Source organism: Arthrobacter sp. NPDC056886, assembly GCF_042788715.1.
Classification (GTDB): domain Bacteria; phylum Actinomycetota; class Actinomycetes; order Actinomycetales; family Micrococcaceae; genus Arthrobacter.
Genome location: NZ_JBHUBT010000013.1, coordinates 29969 through 51578 on the forward strand (window position 1 = coordinate 29969; position 21610 = coordinate 51578).

The 21610-nt window shown below is 68.3% G+C and carries 15 protein-coding genes; 8 read left to right on the forward strand and 7 right to left on the reverse strand.

What is annotated here, in order from left to right; translation table 11 throughout:
* Positions 1-70: 70 nt before the first annotated feature.
* From ACFRJ8_RS20065 to ACFRJ8_RS20080, 4 genes are all read right to left on the reverse strand, one after another.
* Entirely contained in the window at positions 71-1408 is a 1338-nt protein-coding gene (locus ACFRJ8_RS20065) for an RNA polymerase sigma factor (RefSeq protein ID WP_377988136.1), read from the reverse strand.
* A 283-nt stretch (positions 1409-1691) separates the two neighbouring features.
* The gene (locus tag ACFRJ8_RS20070; protein WP_377988137.1) at positions 1692-3428 is read right to left on the reverse strand and encodes a DUF4192 family protein; all 1737 of its coding nucleotides are present in this window, start codon (positions 3426-3428) and stop codon (positions 1692-1694) included.
* Between the two features lie 125 nt (positions 3429-3553).
* Entirely contained in the window at positions 3554-4885 is a 1332-nt protein-coding gene (locus ACFRJ8_RS20075; RefSeq protein WP_377988138.1) for a nitrate/nitrite transporter, read from the reverse strand.
* 34 nt (positions 4886-4919) lie between these two features.
* On the reverse strand, positions 4920-5858 hold the full coding sequence (locus ACFRJ8_RS20080; RefSeq protein ID WP_377988139.1) for a proteasome assembly chaperone family protein: 939 nt from the start codon (positions 5856-5858) through the stop codon (positions 4920-4922).
* A gap of 378 nt (positions 5859-6236) precedes the next feature.
* Between ACFRJ8_RS20080 and ACFRJ8_RS20085 the strand changes: the two genes are divergently transcribed.
* From ACFRJ8_RS20085 to ACFRJ8_RS20100, 4 genes are all read left to right on the forward strand, one after another.
* Complete coding sequence (locus ACFRJ8_RS20085) at positions 6237-7763, forward strand: leucyl aminopeptidase (RefSeq protein WP_377988140.1); 1527 nt, start codon at positions 6237-6239, stop codon at positions 7761-7763.
* Between the two features lie 268 nt (positions 7764-8031).
* Positions 8032-9417 (forward strand): dihydrolipoyl dehydrogenase, encoded by a 1386-nt coding sequence (lpdA, locus tag ACFRJ8_RS20090; RefSeq protein ID WP_377988141.1) that lies wholly within the window; start codon positions 8032-8034, stop codon positions 9415-9417.
* Positions 9418-9542: 125 nt separating this feature from the next.
* Complete coding sequence (gene sucB / locus ACFRJ8_RS20095) at positions 9543-11312, forward strand: 2-oxoglutarate dehydrogenase, E2 component, dihydrolipoamide succinyltransferase (protein WP_377988142.1); 1770 nt, start codon at positions 9543-9545, stop codon at positions 11310-11312.
* 147 nt (positions 11313-11459) lie between these two features.
* Entirely contained in the window at positions 11460-11810 is a 351-nt protein-coding gene (locus ACFRJ8_RS20100; protein WP_229995712.1) for a hypothetical protein, read from the forward strand.
* A 108-nt stretch (positions 11811-11918) separates the two neighbouring features.
* Here the strand turns inward: ACFRJ8_RS20100 and ACFRJ8_RS20105 are convergent, their stop codons facing one another.
* A complete protein-coding gene (locus ACFRJ8_RS20105; protein ID WP_377988143.1) occupies positions 11919-12302 on the reverse strand; it encodes a VOC family protein in 384 nt (127 codons plus the stop codon).
* Between the two features lie 150 nt (positions 12303-12452).
* Between ACFRJ8_RS20105 and ACFRJ8_RS20110 the strand changes: the two genes are divergently transcribed.
* The gene (locus ACFRJ8_RS20110) at positions 12453-12881 is read left to right on the forward strand and encodes an OsmC family protein (RefSeq protein WP_377988144.1); all 429 of its coding nucleotides are present in this window, start codon (positions 12453-12455) and stop codon (positions 12879-12881) included.
* A 135-nt stretch (positions 12882-13016) separates the two neighbouring features.
* On the opposite strand, the gene ACFRJ8_RS20115 is transcribed toward ACFRJ8_RS20110, so the two are convergent.
* Positions 13017-16616, reverse strand: coding sequence for a S41 family peptidase (locus ACFRJ8_RS20115; RefSeq protein ID WP_377988145.1), 3600 nt, complete (start codon positions 16614-16616; stop codon positions 13017-13019).
* Positions 16617-16689: 73 nt separating this feature from the next.
* Between ACFRJ8_RS20115 and ACFRJ8_RS20120 the strand changes: the two genes are divergently transcribed.
* Positions 16690-17583 carry a TIGR01777 family oxidoreductase gene (locus ACFRJ8_RS20120; RefSeq protein WP_377988146.1) on the forward strand — a complete coding sequence of 298 codons (894 nt, stop codon included), beginning with the start codon at positions 16690-16692 and terminating at the stop codon, positions 17581-17583.
* Here ACFRJ8_RS20120 and ACFRJ8_RS20125 read toward each other — a convergent pair.
* A complete protein-coding gene (locus tag ACFRJ8_RS20125) occupies positions 17580-19778 on the reverse strand; it encodes a protein kinase (RefSeq protein ID WP_377988147.1) in 2199 nt (732 codons plus the stop codon). The two genes, ACFRJ8_RS20120 and ACFRJ8_RS20125, sit on opposite strands and share 4 nt — an antisense overlap.
* Before the next feature lie 107 nt (positions 19779-19885).
* Between ACFRJ8_RS20125 and lipB the strand changes: the two genes are divergently transcribed.
* Both lipB and lipA read left to right on the forward strand, forming a co-directional pair.
* Positions 19886-20554 (forward strand): lipoyl(octanoyl) transferase LipB, encoded by a 669-nt coding sequence (gene lipB / locus ACFRJ8_RS20130; RefSeq protein ID WP_377988148.1) that lies wholly within the window; start codon positions 19886-19888, stop codon positions 20552-20554.
* Positions 20551-21558: a lipoyl synthase gene (gene lipA / locus ACFRJ8_RS20135; RefSeq protein WP_018772382.1), complete on the forward strand. Its 1008-nt coding sequence runs from the start codon at positions 20551-20553 to the stop codon at positions 21556-21558. The genes lipB and lipA overlap by 4 nt, the downstream gene beginning before the upstream one ends.
* Positions 21559-21610 lie beyond the last annotated feature (52 nt).

Sequence of the window (21610 nt, forward strand, 5' to 3'; positions counted from 1 at the left end):
TCCGATGAGGACGGGCGGGAGGTGACCCCGCGTTGCTGCGAACTTCGCCTGGCCTGTGGCCAGTCGGCGCTTAGTCCAGGTAGTCGCGCAGGACCTGTGAGCGCGACGGGTGCCGCAGCTTGGACATGGTCTTGGATTCGATCTGCCGGATGCGCTCGCGCGTCACGCCGTAGACCTTGCCGATTTCGTCTAAAGTCTTCGGCTGACCGTCGGTGAGGCCGAAGCGCATTGCGACCACGCCGGCTTCACGCTCGGACAACGTGTCCAGCACCGAGTGCAGCTGTTCCTGCAACAGGGTGAAGCTCACGGCATCTGCGGGAACCACGGCTTCGGAGTCCTCGATGAGGTCGCCGAACTCGGAGTCGCCGTCCTCACCAAGCGGGGTGTGCAGCGAGATGGGCTCGCGGCCATACTTCTGGACCTCCACGACCTTTTCCGGGGTCATGTCCAGCTCGAGGGCCAGCTCCTCCGGCGTGGGTTCGCGGCCGAGGTCCTGCAGCATCTGGCGCTGGACGCGGGCCAGCTTGTTGATGACTTCCACCATGTGCACCGGGATGCGGATAGTACGGGCCTGGTCGGCCATGGCCCGGGTGATCGCCTGGCGGATCCACCAGGTGGCGTAGGTGGAGAACTTGAAGCCCTTGGTGTAGTCGAACTTCTCGACCGCACGGATCAGGCCCAGGTTGCCTTCCTGGATCAGGTCCAGGAACAGCATGCCGCGGCCGGTGTAGCGCTTGGCCAGCGAGACGACGAGGCGGAGGTTGGCCTCCAGCAGGTGGTTCTTGGCACGCTTGCCGTCGTGGATGACGAACTCGAGTTCACGCTTGAGCTTCGGATCCATGGTGCCGTCGTCGGCGGCGATCTTCTCCTCGGCGAAGAGTCCTGCCTCAATCCGGAGGGCCAGGTCCACTTCCTGCTCGGCGTTCAGCAGGGCGACCTTGCCGATCTGCTTCAGGTAGTCCTTGACCGGGTCCGCGGTAGCTCCGGCGGACATGACCTGCTGCACGGGGGCGTCGTCGTCGTCTGCGTCGGAATACACGAAGCCGGTGCCGGTGGTGGCTGCGGCCTTGCCGGCGACTTCTTCGCCTTCTACTTCGTCGCCGAGCTCGGCGGCGTCGGGCGCGATGTCGTCGAGATCCTCTTCGGCGTCGACGTCGTCGTCGGACGTACTGGCTGAGTTGCCGGCGGCTTCTGCCGCGGCTTTGGCGCCGGGCTTAGGCCCGCGCTTCTTGGGCTCAGGCTTGGCGACTCCGGTTGCGGTGTCGCCACCCTCTGCGGAAGCGGCGTCCTTGACAGCCTTGTTGGCTGCGCGCGTGGCGGCGCGCTTGGCGTTGGTCGCCGCCTTCTTCTCCTCAGGGGACAATTCGGCCTGGTCGGCGGGTTCCTTCTTCGCGGAAGACGGGGTCACTGAAAACCTTTCTAGCTGCGGTCTGCGGAATCACCATACGGGCAACACCACTATGACCCTGTCAAGTCCGTGTTCAACATCAGGTGCAACCACGACCAGCAGAGCCACTTAGTAGAACTGCTGGGATGGCCTTAATGTTCCCTGTTTCCAAGGAACATTTAGGGCACTTGATACACGGACCCAACCGGGTCTCGGCAATCATTGTCTCACGGTTTTTACCGTGAGTGCCTTCCGGGACGCCGGGACCACCATATTGCCGCGGCTTCCGCGCCGCGTCAGTTACTCATGCCGCGTCAGGCGAAAATTTCTGCCAAGCGGCCTCGCGTCTGGCAGCCCAGCCGCAAAGGGTGCCCCGCCGGCCAAGCTCTGCCAGCAGTTCCGCGAGCCTGTACCCCGGGTGCTCCTGCAGTGCCTGCCGGTACAGGGCGTCGGCGTAGGAGCCGCGGCCGCGGCACCATTCGATCCAGCCCCGTGCCGTCACGGCGGCCGCGGTTGGCTCGCCGTCACCCAGAGCGCCGAGCCGCTCCAGAACCCGCTCGAGCCCGACCAGCAGGGCCCAATCCGGGACCGATGGCGCCAGTCCGAGCAGGACTTCCCCGTAACCGGGGACCGCTTCGGCAACGGGAGCGGCGCCGGCAGCGGGCCCGCCGACGGCTGGCGCCTCCGACAGCGGCGTTCCCCTCACTGACGTGGAACGAGAAGCCGGATCGGACATGTGCGCGGGCAGGCGACCGGAAGAGCCATCCGCTGTACGGCCAGCTGTGCCGCCGGCTGTGCTCCCGGCGATTGGCCCTGACGGTGGACGAGGCGTCGGTCCGAGACCTGAGCCAGACATGGAGCCTGTCAAGGCGCCGGATCCCGCCTCCGTGTCGAACATGCCGAAGTCCTCAGCCCCGAATTCGGCCGCAGTCCGTCCGGCTGCCGCCATGACCAGCACAGCGTCCCGCCATGACGGGATGCACAGACTAGCCCGGAGGTAGCCTGCCAGTTCGGGTGAGAGGTGAAGTGGCAGGGCCGGGGACTTGGAAGCGGAGCTACTGAGGTCGGTTTTACTGGGACCCAGGCCCCCGGCGGCGTGGGTGCCGGCATCGGCCGCCCCGGCGTGGTGGGTCCCCGCGTCGGGGGCCGCCACGGGGTGGGTCCCGGCGTCGGGCACCCCGGCGGGGTGGATCCCGGCGTCGGGCGCGGTGGCCCGAGGAACCGGGCGGCCCGGGGCGAGGCCAGGCGGATGCTCCAAGCCAGTGGCGGCCTGCATGGCCATCGTCCAGACATCGAGGACCTGGTCAAATTGTGCCCGGTCCCGCCGTCGCGGGGAGAATTGCTCCGCCCAGCCGCGCTCGGCCGCGCGCACCGCGGGGTCCACCGTCTGCGGGGCCGGTCTGGCCCCTTGCGCACCGGGGACGGCGCCGACGCTGCTGCCGCGGTAAACCATCTCGGCGTTGAGCCTGCTGTTCCTGATCTGCTCGATCGGCCGACCGGGCGTCCCGCAGCACTCCGGATCATCGCAGTACGCGTTGCGCCAGAACTCAGCACCGATCATCCAGGCATCCCTCACGGGCAATCCGGCTGCCTCGAGGGCGAGCTCGAGTTCCTTGAGCAGGGCCGCCCAGGCATGGCCGCCGCCGGAACTGTCCGTACCGGCGTCGGTGAAAAAGGCCAGCAGTGAACCATCGGCCGCGTCGTCCGCCTGTAAGTAGGCCGCGACATTGCGTGCGAAGCCGGCCAGCGGATCCCTCCGGCCGGAGCCGCGCTTGGGGACTGTCCTTCCGTTCCCGCGGCCGCCGGCCCCGGAGCCACCGCCGCCGCTCGCTGCCCCACCGGCCCCGCGGCCCCCGCGTCCGGCGCCGGTGGGGCCGGAGGGGCCGGGCACGGGGAGGTCGACCCGCAGGGTGGCTCCGAGCCGTTTGCCTTGCAGGGTCATGGCAACGAGGCTGTTTTCCGGCCAGTAGCCGAGGGAGTGCGGAATGAAGCCCAGGATGTCTTCGGGGCCAGTAATTCTCAAGTGATCGGGAGCTGTCATGAGCCCAGCTTCGCGGCGGCCGCGTCCCCGCGGCAGCACCAGACTGCGCTATGTGGATAACCGCGTGCGGACAACGTGCGGACCGTCAGAGCGGCTCGGACCGCCGGAACCTGCCGGACACGAGATCAGGGCGTGCGGCGGCGCTCCGCGACCAGCCTGCGCTGCGCGGCGAGGGCCTTGAGCAGCGGCGGAACCATGACCCCTTGGGCCGCCATCTGGCGCCGGACTTTCCGCCGGGTCACCATGATGCCGCAGGCTCCCCCGGCAAGCAGCAGGAACTGCACGCTGAGGGCCACCCGGAACGAATCCAGGCCGTAGAGCTCCCCCTGGGAGAACCCGCTGGCGTGCAGGAGGTCAAGCACCAGCCCAATCAGGTAGATGGACACCAGGGCGGCAATGAAGCCGCCCACGTTGACAATTCCGGTGGCGGTGCCCAGCCGGTGCGCCGGGTTGAAGGTCCGGGCGAAGTCGAAGCCAATCATGGAGCCGGGGCCGCCGACGGCCAGGGTCACCACGAGGACAGCCAGGAGCCAGAGCGGCGAGCGTCCCGGCAGCAGCAGCACCGCTGCCCAGGCGGCGGCGGTGCACCCGGAAATCAGCAGCACCATGGTGGAGCGCCGCAGCGGATGCCGGGCAACAAATCTGCCCATCAGGGGTCCGGCGGCAATGGCGGCGGCCACGTACAGCGCCATGAGCGCCGAGACGGTGCCCCGGTCCAGCCCCTGGGCGGAGATCAGGAACGGGTAGCCCCACGTCATGGCAAAAACCGTGCCGCTGAACTGGACCGTGAAGTGGCTCCAGAGCCCAAGCCGGGTGCCGGGCTGCCGCCAGGCGTGCGCCAGCGAGATGCCGGTAGCGCGCAGCCCCTGGGATTGCGAGGGAGGCGGGTGCCCGGGCGGAAGGTCCTGAAGCAGGAGCAGGACCAGCACGACGGCGAGACCCGACATCGCGGCGAGTGTCAGGAATGCAGGGGTCCACCCCGCGGAGTGCAGGATCATCGCAAACGGCACCACGCTGAACAGCTGACCCAGCTGCCCAGACATGCCGGTCAGCTGGGTCAGCAGCGGCACACGCCCTGGCGCGAACCAGAGCGGGATAAGCCGGATCACGGAGATAAAGGTCATGGCGTCACCGGCGCCAACGAGGACACGCCCCAAGACTCCGCCGGGGATGTTGTCGGCAAACGCCAGCTGAAGCTGGCCGAGTCCCATCAGGACACCGCCGCCGGCCAGCATCGCGCGGGAGCCGAACCGGTCCACGAGGATGCCTACGGGAATCTGCAGCGCCGCATAGACCAGCAGCTGCAGCACAGTGAAAAACGAGATCTCGGCCGCGGTGGCGTGGAAGCGTTCCGTTGCCTCCAGGCCCACCACCCCGAAGGAGGTGCGCTGGCTGACCGCCACGAGATAGGCAAAGATCCCGATGATCCAGATCAGCCAGGCGCGGGGAGAGGTCACTCCCCCATTATGCCCGGTTCATGATAAATAGTATTTATTCGCCGGGTTCTTTACGGGCCAGATACGCCTCGACGGCAGCACCAAGGGCATCGGCGTTGGGGAGTTGGTCGTTCTCATCTGCCAGCAGCGACCTCCGGACCGTCCCCTCGGCCTTTTCGTCGTACCGGGTCTCCAGCCGCGAAACCACCTGTTGGACCTCCTCGGAGGCCTCGATCTGCTCGGCAATCTGCCGGCCCACCTCGCGTCCCGCCTCGCGCAGGCGGTCGGTGGGCAGCATGAGCGACGTTGCCGCGCCCAGGTACTCCAGCCCGGCCACGGCGGCCGTCGGGTACTCGGCTTCGGCCAGATAGTGCGGCACATGGATCACATAGCCGGCGATGTTCCGGCCGGCCTCCGTCAGCCGCAGCTCCAGGATGTGTCCCACCGCAGCCGGGACTTCCACTGTCGGCTTCCACACCGAGATACCCTCGATCAGCTCCGGCCGGTTGCCGTGCACGGTCACGCCGACCGGCCGGGTGTGGGGCACGGGCATCGGGATCGAATGGATCCAGGTGACCAGGTTGACGTCAAGCTCCTCGACGAGGCCGACGACGGCGCGCGCGAAGCGCTCCCATTGCAGGTCCGGCTCGAACCCGGCAAGGAGCAGGAACGGGCTGCCCAGCCCGTCGACCAGCCGATAGAGGGCCAGGCTCGGTGCCTGGTAATCCTGCAGGTGGTCCTCGACAAAGCTGATCTGCGGGCGGCGGGAGCGGTAGTCGATCAGCTGGTCGGCGTCGAACTCGGCGATCATCTGGGCATCGAGCGTGTCCAGCAGTTCAGCGGTGATCTGCCGGACCACGTGGCCGGCGTCGGCGAAGCCGGTGAACCCCATGACGAGGTTGAGTCCGCGCAGTTCGGGGCTGGAGAACAGCGCGTCATCACGGATGTAGAGCGACTGGGGATCCAGCAAAGAGCCGGAAATCCGTTCAATCACGGCGTGTTCCTTTCACGATGGCGGCGGTGGGAGGAGCGGGGTGCGGTCTGTCGTCGGGACGGTGCCAAGCGGAACCCGCGCAACAAGGCAGATCCTGCCGGCCAGTCCCATGAGGCACTCACCGCACGGCAGCGCCGCTATCAATACAACGCCTCGGCGCCCGGGCTAATTCCTGCCTGGGGTGTGCTCCAGCTCTCATTCGATTCAATTTCCGCACTGCCGAGAGACTACGATCGGACATGGCCCTAGGGCTTGTTTTGCAGACACCGGGTTGCGTCCCAGACCGACGGCGCCCCCGGGATCCGTGGCAGGGCGCCAAACATGCAGTTCCTGCCGAATATCACCGAGAACCATCACAGAGAATTGAGGACTGTCCTCGTGGTCAAGAATAGTGAAGTCAAACTTAGTGCAGTCGCAGGGGATTTGAGGAAGTCCCCCAGCGATGCCCTCGTCATCGGCGTCGGACAGGGCCCCGACGGCCCCGTCTTGCTCGACAATCCGCTGACGGCCAAGGCCGCGGAGGCCCTGGCGGAATCACTGAGCGTTCTTGGCATCACCGGCGCGGCAGACCAGGCCCACCGACTGCCCGGCCTGCCCGAGGTTGGGGCCACCGTCCTGCTGCTCGCCGGCGTCGGCAAGCTTTCCTCGAAGCAGCCGCTGTCCGAGGAGGCGCTGCGCCGCGCGGCCGGCTCGGCCGTCCGCCAGCTGGCCGGCGTCACCACAGTCACCTTGGCACTTCCGACGACGACCCTGGCCGAGGTCGCGGCGGTCGCCGAGGGCGCCGCGATGGGCGCCTATTCCTACACCGAGTTCCGGACGTCCAAGGACGGGCTCAAGGATCCGGTGAAGAACGTCGTCATCCGCACCGACTTCGCCACGGACAAGGCGCTCCAGCCGGTCCTGCAGCGGGCGTCCCTGCTCGGCACGGCCGTCAACGCGACCCGCACCCTGGTGAACCAGCCGCCGAGCCACCTCTACCCCGAGTCCTTCGCCGACGCCGCCAAGGAGCTGGCCAAGGGCCTGCCCGTCAAGGTGACCGTCTGGGACGAGAAGCGCCTCGAGAAGGAGGGCTTCGGCGGCATCCTCGGCGTCGGCAAGGGCTCCACCCGGCAGCCCCGCCTCGTGAAGGTCGAGTACGCCCCGGCCAAGGCCACGGCCAAGATCGCCCTCGTGGGCAAGGGCATCACCTTTGACACCGGCGGCATCTCCATCAAGCCGGCCCTGGGCATGGGCGACATGAAATCCGACATGGCGGGCGCCGCCGTCGTCCTCAACACCGTCCTGGCCCTGGCGGGCCTCGGGCTGCCTGTCAGGGCGACCGCGTGGCTCTGCATCGCCGAGAACATGCCCTCCGGCGCTGCCCAGCGCCCTGCCGACGTCCTGACGATGTTCGGCGGCAAGACCGTCGAGGTCCTCAACACCGACGCCGAGGGCCGCCTGGTCATGGCCGACGGTATCGTTGCCGCCAGCCAGGAATTCCCGGACGCCATCATCGACGTCGCAACACTGACCGGCGCCCAGCTGATCGCCCTGGGCGACCGCACCGCCGGGGTGATGGGCTCCGACTCACTCACCGGCGCCATCAAGACCGCGGCCGACCGCGCGGGCGAGCTCGTCTGGCCCATGCCGTTGCCGGAAGAGCTCCGGAGCAGCCTCGACTCGCAGGTCGCGGACATTGCCAACATCGGCGAACGCCACGGCGGCATGATGACCGCTGCCGTCTTCCTGCGCGAATTCGTGGGCAAGGGCAAGGACGGCGAACAGATCCCGTGGGCACACATCGACATCGCCGGCCCGTCGTTTAACAACGGCAGCCCATACGGCTACAACCACAAACAGGGCACGGGCTGCACCGTCCGGACCCTGGTGGCCTACGTCGAGGACATCCTCGCCAAGTCCGTCTAGCCAGCATTGCGGCTTTGTGGCCGGGGCGGCGATGCCTCCCCGGCCACAAAGCCGCGTGACACTGGACACAAGCGCTCCACAAACGCCATGGCAAGGTGGAGCATGTATTAGTGGTTCGCTAAGGTAAACCTTGTTTCCCAGAAGCAGACCCCAAATGTAGTAGTCACAAATGAAAGGGAACCGGCCGGCTGGCACAATCACAGCAGGCAGGTTCCAAGACCAGATGATGCGTACTCTCGTGTCATCGTTCACGCGAGGGAGCGTTTTAGTGGCCGATCAGGCAACTGCGCAAGAATTCGACATCCTGGTACTCGGCGGCGGCAGCGGCGGCTACGCCACCGCACTGCGTGCTGTCCAGCTTGGCCTCACCGTCGGCCTCATCGAAAAGGGCAAGCTCGGCGGCACGTGCCTCCACAACGGCTGTATCCCCACCAAGGCCCTGCTGCACTCGGCAGAGCTGGCCGACCACGCCCGGGACTCGGCCAAGTACGGCGTCAACGTGACTCTTGACAGCATCGACATCAACGCCGTCAACGCTTACAAGGACGGCATCATTGCCGGTAAGTTCAAGGGCCTGCAGGGTCTGATCAAGGGCAAGAAGGGCATCACCGTCATTGAGGGTGAAGGCAAGCTTCAGGGCACCGACACCGTCGTCGTGAACGGCACCGCGTACAAGGGCAAGAACATTGTCCTCGCGACCGGCTCCTACTCCCGCACGCTGCCGGGCCTGGAAATCGGCGGCAAGGTCATCACCTCCGACGAAGCCCTCACCATGGATTACATCCCCAAGAGCGCGATCATCCTGGGCGGCGGCGTGATCGGCGTCGAGTTCGCTTCGGTCTGGAAGTCCTTCGGCGTCGACGTCACGATCGTCGAGGGCCTGCCGTCGCTGGTTCCGAATGAGGACGCCACGATCGTCAAGGCTTTTGAGCGCGCCTTCAAGAAGCGCGGCATCAAGTTCTCCACCGGTGTCTTCTTCCAGGGCGTCGAGCAGAACGACGACGGGGTCAAGGTCACCCTCGTGGACGGCAAGACCTTCGAAGCCGACCTGCTGCTCGTAGCTGTCGGCCGCGGCCCCGTCACGGCAAACCTCGGCTACGAAGAGGCCGGAATCACCATCGACCGCGGCTTCGTCATCACCAACGAGCGCCTCCACACCGGCGTCGGCAACATCTTCGCCGTCGGTGACATCGTCCCCGGCGTACAGCTCGCGCACCGCGGCTACCAGCAGGGCATCTTCGTCGCCGAGGAGATCGCCGGCCTGAAGCCGGTCATCGTCGAGGACATCAACATCCCCAAGGTCACCTACTCCGATCCCGAAATCGCCACCGTCGGCTACAGCGAGAAGGCCGCCAAGGAGAAGTTCGGCGAGGACCAGATCCAGACCCAGGAATACAACCTGGCCGGCAACGGCAAGAGCTCCATCCTGGGCACGTCCGGCCTGGTCAAGCTGGTCCGCCAGAAGGACGGCCCCGTGGTGGGCGTTCACATGATCGGCGCCCGCATGGGCGAGCAGATCGGTGAAGCCGCGCTGATCGTGAACTGGGAAGCCTATCCGGAGGACGTGGCCCAGCTGGTCCACGCCCACCCCACCCAGAACGAATCCCTGGGCGAGGCGCACCTGGCCCTGGCGGGCAAGCCCCTCCACGGCTAGCAGCTCCGCCCGCACCACCGCAAGAACGCTGTGCTTGGTGCACCCGGCTGGAAATGCCGGGTGCACTAAGCTCGAACAAGGCAGCAATCATCCGCACTAAGATCAATAAGGAGAACGGGGACGACATGTCTGAATCCGTTAACTTGCCCGCCCTCGGTGAGAGCGTCACCGAAGGAACCGTCACCCGCTGGCTCAAGCAGGTCGGTGACCGGGTAGAGGTGGACGAGCCGCTGCTCGAAGTCTCCACCGACAAAGTAGACACCGAGATCCCCTCTCCAATCGCCGGCGTGATCGAGGAAATCCTCGTCGCCGAAGACGAGACCGCTGAAGTTGGCGCCCCGCTGGTCCGCATCGGCTCGGGCGATGCCGCCCCGGCCGCCGCAGAGGCCCCGGCCGCCGCCCCCGCCGAAGAGGCCCCGGCTGCCGAGGCCGAGGCTCCCGCCGAAGAGGCACCGGCGCCCGCAGCCGAGGCTCCCGCAGCCCCGGCTGAAGAGGCACCGGCTGCAGCTCCTGCTTCTGCTCCCGCCGGGGAAGGACACGACGTCACGTTGCCTGCCCTCGGCGAGAGCGTCACCGAAGGCACCGTCACCCGCTGGCTGAAGAGCATCGGCGACACCGTAGAGGTCGACGAGCCGCTGCTCGAGGTCTCCACCGACAAGGTTGACACCGAAATCCCGTCCCCCGTAGCCGGAACCCTCCTGGAGATCCGCGTCAACGAGGACGAGACCGCCGAGGTCGGCTCCGTCCTGGCCGTCATCGGTTCCGGCGCCGCAGCACCCGCCGCACCGGCACCCGCCGCGGCACCGGAAGCCCCGAAGCAGGAAGCTCCGGCAGCCCCCGCGCCGGCAGCAGCTCCCGCAGCCCCGGCCCCGGCCCCGGAAGCACCGAAGCAAGAAGCCCCCGCTGCCCCGGCTGCGCCTGCCGCCCCCGCCGCACCGGAGAAGACGGAAGCTGCCGCACCGGCAGAGTCCGGCTACGTCACTCCCCTGGTCCGCAAGCTGGCCAACCAGCAGGGTGTCGACATTGCTGCCCTGACAGGCACGGGCGTCGGCGGCCGCATCCGCAAGCAGGATGTGCTGGCAGCTGCCGAGGCAAAGGCCGCGCCGGCCGCTCCCGCCGCGGCACCGGCAACTGCGCCTGCAGCTGCGCCAGTATCAGGTGCGGCGTCCTCGCTGCGCGGCACCGTGCAGAAGGCTCCGCGCATCCGCCAGGTCATCGCTCGCCGCATGCGCGAGTCGCTGGACATCTCCACCCAGCTGACGCAGGTCCACGAGGTCGACATGACCAAGGTGGCCAAGCTGCGCGCCAAGGCCAAGAACTCCTTCCAGGCCCAGAACGGCTCCAAGCTGACCTTCCTGCCCTTCATCGCCAAGGCTGTTGCCGAGGCCCTGAAGCAGCACCCGAAGGTCAACGCCTCCTACGACGAGGACAAGCAGGAGATCACCTACCACAACGCCGAGCACCTGGCGATTGCGGTGGACACGGACAAGGGCCTGCTGGTTCCGGTCATCTCCGACGCCGGCAACCTGAACCTGGCCGGCCTGGCCGGTAAGATCGCCGACGTCGCCGACCGTACCCGCAACGGCAAGATCGGCCCGGACGAGCTCTCCGGCGGAACCTTCAGCATCACCAACATCGGTTCCGTGGGCGCCCTGTTCGACACCCCGATCATCAACCAGCCGCAGGTTGCCATCCTCGGCACCGGCGCGATCGTCAAGCGGGCTGTCGTGGTCGCCGACGAGAACGGCGATGACTCGCTGGCCATCCGTTCGATGATGTACCTCTCCCTGACGTACGACCACCGCCTGGTGGACGGCGCCGACGCGGGACGCTTCCTGCAGACGCTGAAGGCACGCCTTGAGGAAGGCGCCTTCGAAGCCGACCTCGGGCTCTAGGGTCTAAAAGCACACCGACGGCGACGGCGGTGCGGGCGCCGGTGGGAAACCACCGGAGGGCCCGTGCCGCCGTCGCCGTTTGCCGTTCCGTCCCTGGCCCGGCGGGTCCTACTACGGCGCGTAGAAGTCTCTCGCTACACTGATGCCATGAACATCGTCTATAACGTCATGGTCTTCCTGCACATCATCGGCGCCGCCATGATCGTCGGCATCTGGATCGGCCAGATGAAGAAGCCCACCGTCCACCCCCGCCAGTTCGACGGCGCGATGCTGCAGCTGATCACGGGCATCATCATGATGGGACTGATCCCCGCCCTGGACATGAATGCCAACTACGTCAAGCTCGGCATCAAGCTCGTCATCGCCCTGATCGTCGGCGTCCTGGCCTTCATTGGCCGCCGCAAGTACAAGAAGGGCGAGCCGATCAGCAAGGGCCTCGCGAACAGCGTCGGCGGCCTGGCACTGCTCAACGTGGCGATCGCGACCCTCTGGCAGTAGTTTCTGACGAACAGCACCTTCTGACGAGCGGCGGCGCCGTACCCCGGCCGGGGTACGGCGCCACTGTCGTTAAGAGAGCGCTGTCGTTAAGAGGGCGCTGTCGGCCTGTCAGTCGCCGGCGATGCAGAATTCGTTGCCCTCGGGATCCTGCATGACATCCCAATGGAAGTCGCCAATGTCATGGCCCTCCACGAACCGGGCACCGAGCGACTCGGCGTGGGCGCGCAGGGCCGCAGGGTCGGACCCGTGGATGTCCAGGTGCAGGCGCCGCCGGCCCTCCGTGGGCTCCGCGACCTGCTGGAAGGCCAACTGCGGGGCTCCGGGGCCGGCGGGCCGGAGCCATACGAACTGTTCGAAGCGGGACGAGACCGCCGTGCCCAGCAGTGCCGCCCAGAACTGCGCCAGGCGGTCGGCGTCGACGGCGTTGACCATAATCGTGGCGATGCGCGCCGACGGCGCCGCAGGCGCCTGCGCATCTTCGGTAATTTCCATGACGACACTGTACGAACGAACCTGCCAGGGGTCACAATCCTCTGACAGCGGAACCCCCGTGCGGAGGCTGCGCAGAATCCCTAGGATTGATCACGGCAGGCTCCGGCATATCGCCGGGTCCCTGATTCATAACGACGTCGAGGAGTGGACATGGCAACAACACGCACCGCACACACAGTATGGAATGGCGACCTGATGACAGGCGCCGGCAACACCACCCTGGACAGCTCCGGGCTGGGCAATTTCGACGTCACCTGGAAGGCGCGCGCCGAGGCCGCCGAAGGCAAGACCAGCCCCGAGGAGCTCATCGCGGCAGCGCACTCTGCCTGCTTCTCGATGGCATTCAGCAACGGCCTGGCCCAGGCCGGCTTCACGGCCGAGGAGATCAACACCAAGGCGGACGTGACGTTCCAGCCCGGCACCGGGATCACCGGCAGCCACCTCACCGTCACCGCGCGGGTCCCCGGCATTTCCGCAGACGACTTCAAGCGAGTGGCCGAGGAAGCCAAGACCGGGTGCCCCGTCTCCGCCGCCCTGACCGGCATCGAGATCACCCTGGACGCCACTCTGGCCTCCTAGCTCCGCCTGCGGTTCAAGACCCCGCAGTTAAGGGCACGCAGTACAGCAAAGGCCCCCGCCCTCCTGGAATCTCCAGGAAGGGCGGGGGCCTTCGTTTTGGTCCTTCGATCAGCGTCCTCGCGGTCGGGCGGAACCCTAGGCCTGGCCGGCCTGCTGGCGTGCAGGCAGTGCTGCGGGCCGGACCCTGCGGTAGCCCTCGCGCAGCGGCGGACGGTCTGTGGGCAGTTCCTGGATCATTTCCTTCAACGCCCCGATTCCGTACTCCAGCTGCGGGTCGGTGCCGGCGGCGTAGGCGTGCGGCGGGAAGGTCACCTCGATATCCGGGGTAACGCCGAAGTTCTCCACGCCCCAGCCGACGCCACCGGCGAACCAGGTGGCGTAGCGCGGCTGGGTGACGCCGGTGCCGTCGGCCAGCGCGAAGCGGTTGTCGATTCCGACGACGCCGCCCCAGGTGCGGGTGCCGATGACGGGCCCGATCCCCCGCAGCTTGGAGACCTGCGTGATGATGTCACCGTCGGAGCCGGCGAACTCGTCCGTGAGGATGATGACCGGTCCGCGGGGAGCGTGGTGCGGGTACGTCCGCGGCTTTTCCCCGCGCGGCATGCTCCAGCCGGTGACTTTGCGCCCGATGAGCTCGGCCACGAGCTGGGATGTGTGGCCGCCGCGGTTACGCCGGACATCCACAATTAGTCCGTCCAGGGCGGTTTCGGTGTCGAGGTCGCGGTGCAGCTGGGCCCAGCCGTTGGCCATCATGTCCGGGATATGCAGGTAGCCGAACGTCCCGTTCGAGGCTTCACGGACGGTCCGCCGGTTGCCGGCGACCCATTCCTGGTAGCGCAGGCGCTCCTCGTCCTTGACCGGGATCACCGCCACGCGGCGCTGTGCTCCTGCAGCCGCGCCGTGGCCGGCGCCGTTGCGCAAGGTGAGTTCCACCGCGCGGCCGGCCGCACCGACGAGCTGCACAGCCGGAGTCCGCGTTTGGGTCAGTTCGACGCCGTCGATCGCCAGCAGGACGTCGCCTGGCTTGGCGTCGGCGCCGGGCCGGGTCAGCGGCGAGGTGGCCAGCGGATCGGAGGACTCCCCCGCCAGGATGCGGGTGATTTCCCAGCCCTCGCCCGTGAACTCCAGATCCGCGCCGAGGCGACCCTGGGGGCTGCTGCCGTTCTCCGTGACGGCCACCGGGCGGACGTAGGCGTGGGAGGTGCCCAGCTCGCCGTGCAGCTCCCACAGCAGGTCGACAAGGTCATCGTGGGAGCCGAGGCGTTCCACCACCGGACGGTAGCGGGCGTGGATGGATTCCCAGTCCTGGCCGGCCATGTCCTCGGTCCAGAAGAAGTCGCGCTGCAGCCGCCATGCCTCATCGAAGGCCTGGCCCCACACGCTGAGCGGGTCCAGCTGCACCCGGATGCGGCCAAGGTCCACCTTGACCAGCTGGCCGGAGTCCTCGTCGGCCTTGGCGCCGGCGGGCGCAACGCGGATCTGCTTGTCCTGGATGAACACGATCTTTTCTCCGTTGCCGGAGAGCCGATAGCTGTCCAGCGCCTCAACAATCGTGGACGTGCGGCGCTTGGCCAGGTCGTAGCGGACCAGGCTCGGCGCGGCGCCCTTGTCCTCGAGGCTGGCCCGGCCTTCGCCGGTGGTGCCGGCGAGTTCGCTGTCAAGCCAGAGCAGGGCCCCGGCAGCGGCGGCCAGTGAGGAGTAGTTGCCTTGCGGCACGGGAACGGAGATGACGCGGTGGGCCAGTCCGTCGGCGTCGACCCGAACTGACGTCACGGGCTTGGCGGCGGACTGCGTCCCGCCCGCGGCGCCTACGGCCGCGCTTGATACTGCGTCTGCGGCACCGGCGTCGGCGTCGAGATCGACGCTCGGGCCGAACGGCGACGGGGTGTCTGCGGCGAGTGCGACGAGGTAGGGCTTGATCGGGCTCGGGAAGGACAGATCGAAGGAGTGGCCATCGTAGACCGGATCGAAGCTGCGGTTGGAGAGGAAGGCGAGGAATTTGCCATCCGGGGTGAACGACGGGGATTGGTCGCGGAACCGGCCGTCGGTGACATCGATGATCGCCGCGTCCTTGCCGCCGTCGATCCTGGTGATCCGGAGCCGGCTGCGGGACCCGAAGGACGTGACCGGCTCGGACCAGCCGAGCCACGCGGAGTCCGGGGACCACGTGAATCCATCAATGCTGCCCTCGCCGATGCTGCTCAGCTGGGAAATCGTGCCCGTGCGGGTGTCGGCAAGGTAGATGTCACCGAAGGACGTGCCGACTGCGAGCCAGTGCCCGTCGGGGCTGGCTTCGATGGCGCTGGCGCGGCTCGGCTTGGGGAAGTCGATCCGGGTGACCTCGCTGGATGCAGGCGCCGCCGCCGTGGCGGCCCCCGCATCGGCCGGCCGGTCCTCGGGGCCGGAGACGGAGGCGTCAGCAGCGGCCAGGGCCGGGACTGCTGTGACCGGGCTGGACACGGTACTGCTCGCCGCGGCGGGGGTTGGTCCGGAGCCGGTCAGCGCGGCTGCGGACACCGGCTTCGGCAGCGGCATGCCGGCGTCTTCGGACGCAGCTGTGGACTGCGGGCCGGACTGGGGAGCGGACTCCCCAGCTGCCTTCACAGCGGGCTGCCCCTGCGCGGCTGCCACGGACGCGCCGGCCAGGGGCGCCGCGATGGTTTTCAGGTACAGGGCCTCCACGCCGTCGTGGTCGGCGACATAGGCGATCCGGCCCTCACCGAAAGGCCGGGCCAGCCGTGCCCGGACGCCAGGGGTGGCTTCGAGGACGCGGGACGGGCCGTCCTTGTGCCGCAGCCAGTGGACGGTTCCGTGGGATTCGACGGCGCTGGACGCGCCCGTGCGGTCCGGGACGACGTCCCCGAGGTGCCGGGAGGGCTTCAGCGGCGCGGCGCGGCGGGCCTGCGAGGCGGACCCCAGCGAAATGTCGAGTTTGACGGCCTCAGCGTCGAGGCTGGGCAGCAGCCAGAGCTCCCCGGCCGATTCGAAGACGATGCGGTCCCCGTCGGTGGCGGCGTGGCGGACGTAGAAGTCCTCGTGGTCCGTGTGGCGTCGCAGGTCGCTGCCGTTCGGCAGCACGGAGTAGAGGTTGCCGTAGCCTTCGTGGTCGGACAGGAACGCGATCCGTCCGTTGACCCAGAGGGGGTCCGTGAGGTTTCCGTCCAGCGTGGGGGCGAGCCGGTCGAATTCACCGTTTCCGTCGGCGTCGATCCACAGCTTGCCGGCGGCGCCGCCGCGGTACCGCTTCCACCATGCGGGCTCACGCGAGAGGACGCTGGCGAGCACCACGGGGCGTTCATCCCCGACGACGGGGCCGAAGGCCACCGACTCGACCGGGCCGAACGGGAGTTCCTGCGCCCAGCCGCCGGTCACGGGGAGGCTGTAGGCATGGGTGTGCCGGCTGTCTGACTGGCGGAACGCGCTGGTGACCAGGACGTCGCCGTCGGGCGTGAAGCCCTTGACCCGGGTGGAGCTGTGGCCGAAGTAGCTCAGCTGGCGGTAGCCGCCGCCGTCGACGTTTGCTGTGACGACCTCCGGGGCCGTCCCCTGGACCACGGTCCAGACCAGGCGCTTACCGTCGGGCGTGAAGCGGGGGTTGCGGGCCGGCAACTGCAGGGAGGATACGCGCCAGGCACGGCCTCCGCCCACGGGTGCAATCCACACATCGTCCTCGGCCACGAAGGTGACCAGATCGCCGTGGACATGCGGGAAACGGAAGTAACTCGAGGGGGTCATCGTTCGATCATAGCCACAACGGCCCTGTCGGCCCGGGAGTTTCGCGGCCGTGCCGGGCATGGTGAGATGGATCATGCGAATCCTTATTGCCGGGGCCTCCGGGCTGATCGGAACTGCCCTTTCGAGCGCACTGCGCAGCGAGGGGCACGACGTCGTGGCCCTGGTCAGGCGGGCCCCCGTCTCCGCGGCTGAGTTCCAGTGGGACCCGGCCGCCGGCCGGATCGACGACGCCGCCCTGAAGGGCGCGGACGCGGTGGTCAACCTCTCCGGCGCCGGAATCGGCGACCGGCCCTGGACCCGGGCGCGTGTCAACGAACTCCGCAGCTCCCGGCTGGGGGCGACACGGACCCTCACGTCGGCGATGACCCGGCAGGAGACGCCGCCTGCGGTGTTCCTGAGCCAGTCGGCCTCCGGCTACTACGGCAACGCCGGCGCGGTGGTGCTTCGGGAGAACGCGCCGGCCGGCAACGGCACCCTGGCCCGGATCTGCGTCGACTGGGAGGCCGCGGCGCAGGAGGCACCGGCCGGGGTCCGCGTGGTCACGCCCCGCACGGGCGTCGTCCTGAGCCGCACCGGCGGCGCGCTTGGCCGGTTGCTGCCGCTCTTGCGCCTGGGCGTCGGCGGCCCGCTCGGCAACGGCCGCCAGTACTGGCCCTGGATCACCTTGCCGGATGTGGCTGGCGCCTTTTCATTCCTTCTCTCGGCGCCCGTGTCCGGGCCGGTCAACGTCTGCGCTCCTGAAACCGCGGACGTGAACTCCCTGATCGCGCAGCTGGCCGGGGCGCTGCACCGGCCGGCGGTGTTGCGGGTACCCGCCCCGGTGCTGCGGCTGGTGATGGGCCAGCTGGCCGAAGAACTGCTGCTCGCCAGCCAGCGGCTGGAGCCGGCAGTGCTGGCGGACAACAGCTTCGCCTGGCACCACCCGTCGCTCCGCGACGCGGCGGCGTGGGTGGCCGGACGCGGCTAACCTGACGCAGGATCCTCGCCGAGGACCTGCGCAATCCGCCACCGCCCGTCAATGCTCGCCAGGACAAGCCGCAGCCTGATCTCCTTCCCGGCTGGGGCCTCAGCCACCACCTGACCGGCACCATCGCGTTCCTGATACGGCGAGGACACGGCACTGACGGCCACCACCGTCCGGTCCGGGGCGCCGTCCGCCACCGTCTGCACCCGCGCCAGCGTGGTCTCGAACCCGGACAGGACATGTCCAGCCGCCGCCAGCCGGGCGCCGATCCTGGCATCCGCGTCCGCCGCGGCCGATGCCGGGACATTCACTTCCTGCAGCAGACGCAGATTCCCGGAGCTGAAGGCCAGCGAGCGGAGCGCGGCAAGTCCCCGGACCGCCTGGCCGGGGTCTTCCGACTCCAGGAGCTCGCGGAGTTGGCCTGGGATGCTGGCAGCGGGCGGGCCAGCCGTGCCGGCTGTCCCGCTGCCCGTCCCCCGATCGCCAGGCCCCACATAGCTAGGCCCCCCGCCGCGGGAGGAGCCATCCGTGCCGGCGTCGGCGGCGCCCGGGGCTGCCGCGGGGAGCGTCGATGAGGGCGCCGTCGATGCGGGGAGCGCCGATGCGGGCGGCGTCGATGCGGCAAACAGTTCCGCGATGCCCCCTCCCGGACGCAGCCAGGCAGCGCAGAGACCGGCCGCCAGCATCACCGCCACTGCCGCGCCGGCCCACAGCTTCCGGCGGCCCCGACGGCGCCCGGCGTCGAACACGTCACCCTGCCGGATGCGTGGCCGGGCCCGCGGGCGGATGACAAGCACAGTCTCTCGACGGGCTTCGTCTCCGACGTGTGGCGCCGTGTTGTGTTCGGTGCTGCGCTCGGCGACGGATCCCGTGCTGCGCCCGGCGGTGGGCCCAGGGCTGTGCCCGGCCGCGGACCCAGCGCTGTGCCCGGCAGCGGCGTGCCTCGCAGTGGGCCCGGAGGCGGCGTGCCTCGCCGTCGAGACGGGGGAAGTCCTTGCATGCGCCCCTGCCGGCGCCGCGAGGACCGTCCCGGGCACGGCGGCCCCCGACGGAGGGGCTGTATCCGGCAAACGTCCCTCGCCGGCGAAAGCGCCGTTACGGACGGAAGAACCTGAGTCCATGAAGGAGTCTGCGCCGGTGTCCGAGGCCGCACCGTTGAACGGGCCAGGGACGGCGGCGGGTGCCGTATAGGCTGCACGTCCCGGCAGGGGCGCGCGGCCCGCGAAGGGTCGGCGCAACCAGGCGCGGAGCCGCTCGGCCCGCCGCTCCCGGGCGCTGCGGGGCACCGTGCGGCGGGTCAGCAAGTGCGGTGCCACGCTTGGGTGGGCCGTGACAGATAGGTCCACCGGCTCCGCCGCCGTGCTGCGGTAGATCGCGGCGGCCATTTCGGCGGCCGAGGGCCGTTGCCGCCGGTCTTCGTCGAGTCCGGACTCCAGCGCGGCGGCCAGCGCCGCCGGGACCTCCGGTACCAGGAGCGGCAGCGGCGGCCGCCCGGCACCTGAGACCGGGGCCCGGCCCGTCAGGCAATACCAGCCCAGGGCCGCCAATGAATAAACGTCGCGCTCCGGCTGGAGGCCCGCCCTGACGGCATCCACCGGCGCCGGATCGGAAAAGCCCTCGGTCCCGGGGGCGTGGGCTGCCCCGGCGTCGCCCACCATCCGGGCTACGCCCACATCGGCCAGCAACGGTTTCCCGTGCGCCGTGAACAACACATTGCCCGGCGAGACATCGCCGTGAGTGAAGCCATGCGAATGCAGGTACTGAAGTGCCTGGGCAATGGGCGTCAGAACCGTCACGGTCTCCCCTGCACCAAGCCGGCCACGGCCCGTGACCAGGTCCGCCACCGATCCCCCTGGCGCATAGTCCAGCACCACGCCCAGGGCGTCCTTGTCGTCCGGGCCGGCCCCCGGCCCGCGGAGGCGCTGCACGGTGTGGGCCCGGAGCAGGTGGTCGTGGTCCAGCGCCGAGAGGATCCGAACTTCCCGGCGCATGGCTTCTTCAGCTTCCCGGTCCGCGGTTCCGCCGTCGTTTTCCCCTGCCTCTCCCCGGTTGTCGAAGCACTTGAGAGCGAATTCCCGGCCAGTTGACCTGTCGGTCACCAGCCACACGGCGGCGGTGCCCCCGCGCCCCAGCAGGCGTCCGACGTCGTAACCGGGAACCTCGGGGGCCGCGCCGCCCACGGCAGGGAGATCTTCCATACCCAAGAAATAGCCGATCGCGCGGAATCGTGCAGAAGTTATCCACAGGCATGAGAGCTTAAGCACACAAACGGGCGCCAGGTGCGGCTGGGTCTAAGCTTGATGCCATGACTCTTGAGTTCAAACAGCTGGGTCTCGCCCCGGACTTCATCGATTACACGCGCGGCTGGGACATCCAGCGCGAATTGCATGAAAAAGTCCTCGCGGGCACCGCGCCCAGCACCGTACTGCTGCTCGAACACTCCGCGGTCTATACCGCCGGCAAGCGCACCGAAGACCACGAACGGCCCTTTGACGGAACTCCCGTTGTGGCCGTGGACCGCGGCGGCAAGCTCACGTGGCACGGCCCCGGCCAGCTGGTGGGCTACCCCATCATCAAGCTCAAGAACAAAGCAGGCATCCGCGACTACGTGGAGCGCCTCGAGGCCGTCATCATTGCCGTCCTGGCCGACTACGGCATCGACGCCGTCCGGATCAAGGGACGCGCGGGCGTCTGGATCGAGCAGGATGCGAAGGGCCCGGACCGCAAAATCGCAGCCATCGGCATCCGCGTCAACGAGGGCGTCACCATGCACGGCTTCGCGATCAACTGCAACAACGATCTCGCTCCCTACGGCCAGATCATTGCCTGCGGCATCAGTGACGCAGGCGTCACCACTATCGCCCAAGAACTTGGCAGGGACGTCACCCCGGCGGACCTCGTGTCGCGGATCACCGAAGAACTGCGCAACAATGAACAAGCCCTAGTTGCAACCCCAGAAGGAGCTCTACTGTGACACTGGCACCAGAAGGCCGGAAGATGCTGCGCATTGAGCAGCGAAACGCGGCCACACCGGTGGAACGTAAGCCGGAATGGATCAAGGCCAAGGTCCAGATGGGCCCCGAGTTCGTCCAGCTCAAAAACCTCGTCAAGAAGGAAGGCCTCCACACGGTGTGTGAAGAGGCCGGCTGCCCGAACATCTTCGAATGCTGGGAAGACAAGGAAGCGACCTTCCTGATCGGCGGCTCCGAATGCACCCGGCGCTGCGATTTCTGCCAGATCGACACCGGCAAGCCCTCGCCCGTGGACATGTTCGAGCCCACCAAGGTGGCCCGCTCGGTCCAGGCCATGCAGCTGCGCTACGCCACCGTGACCGGTGTGGCCCGCGACGACCTCGCTGACGAGGGCGTCTGGCTGTACGCCGAGACGGTCCGCAAGATCCACGAGCTGAACCCGGGCACCGGCGTCGAACTGCTGATCCCCGATTTCTCCGGCAAGCCCGAGCACATCGAGGCGATCTGCGACTCCAAGCCCGAGGTCTTCGCCCACAACGTGGAAACCGTGCCCCGGATCTTCAAGCGGATCCGCCCGGCGTTCCGCTACGACCGCTCCCTGGATGTCATCACCCAGGGCCGCAAGCTCGGCATGGTGACCAAGTCCAACCTGATCCTGGGCATGGGCGAGACCCGCGAGGAAATCTCCGAGGCTCTGCGGGACCTGCACGAGGCCGGCTGCGACCTGATCACTATTACCCAGTACCTCCGCCCGTCCGAGCGCCACCTGCCGGTGGACCGCTGGGTCAAGCCGCAGGAATTCGTGGACCTGCAGAACGAAGCGGACGAGATCGGCTTCCTCGGCGTCATGAGCGGGCCCCTGGTGCGTTCCTCGTACCGCGCCGGCCGGCTCTGGGCAACTGCGATGCGCAAGAAGGGCTGGGAAATCCCGGCCGAGCTCGCGCACATCGAAAGCTCGGGCAGCACCCGCCAGGAAGCCAGCTCGCTGCTCGCAGCGCATTCCTGAATCCCGTTCTAACACCCTTCCAGCCAAGGGCCGGCACCGGAGTCATCTGGTG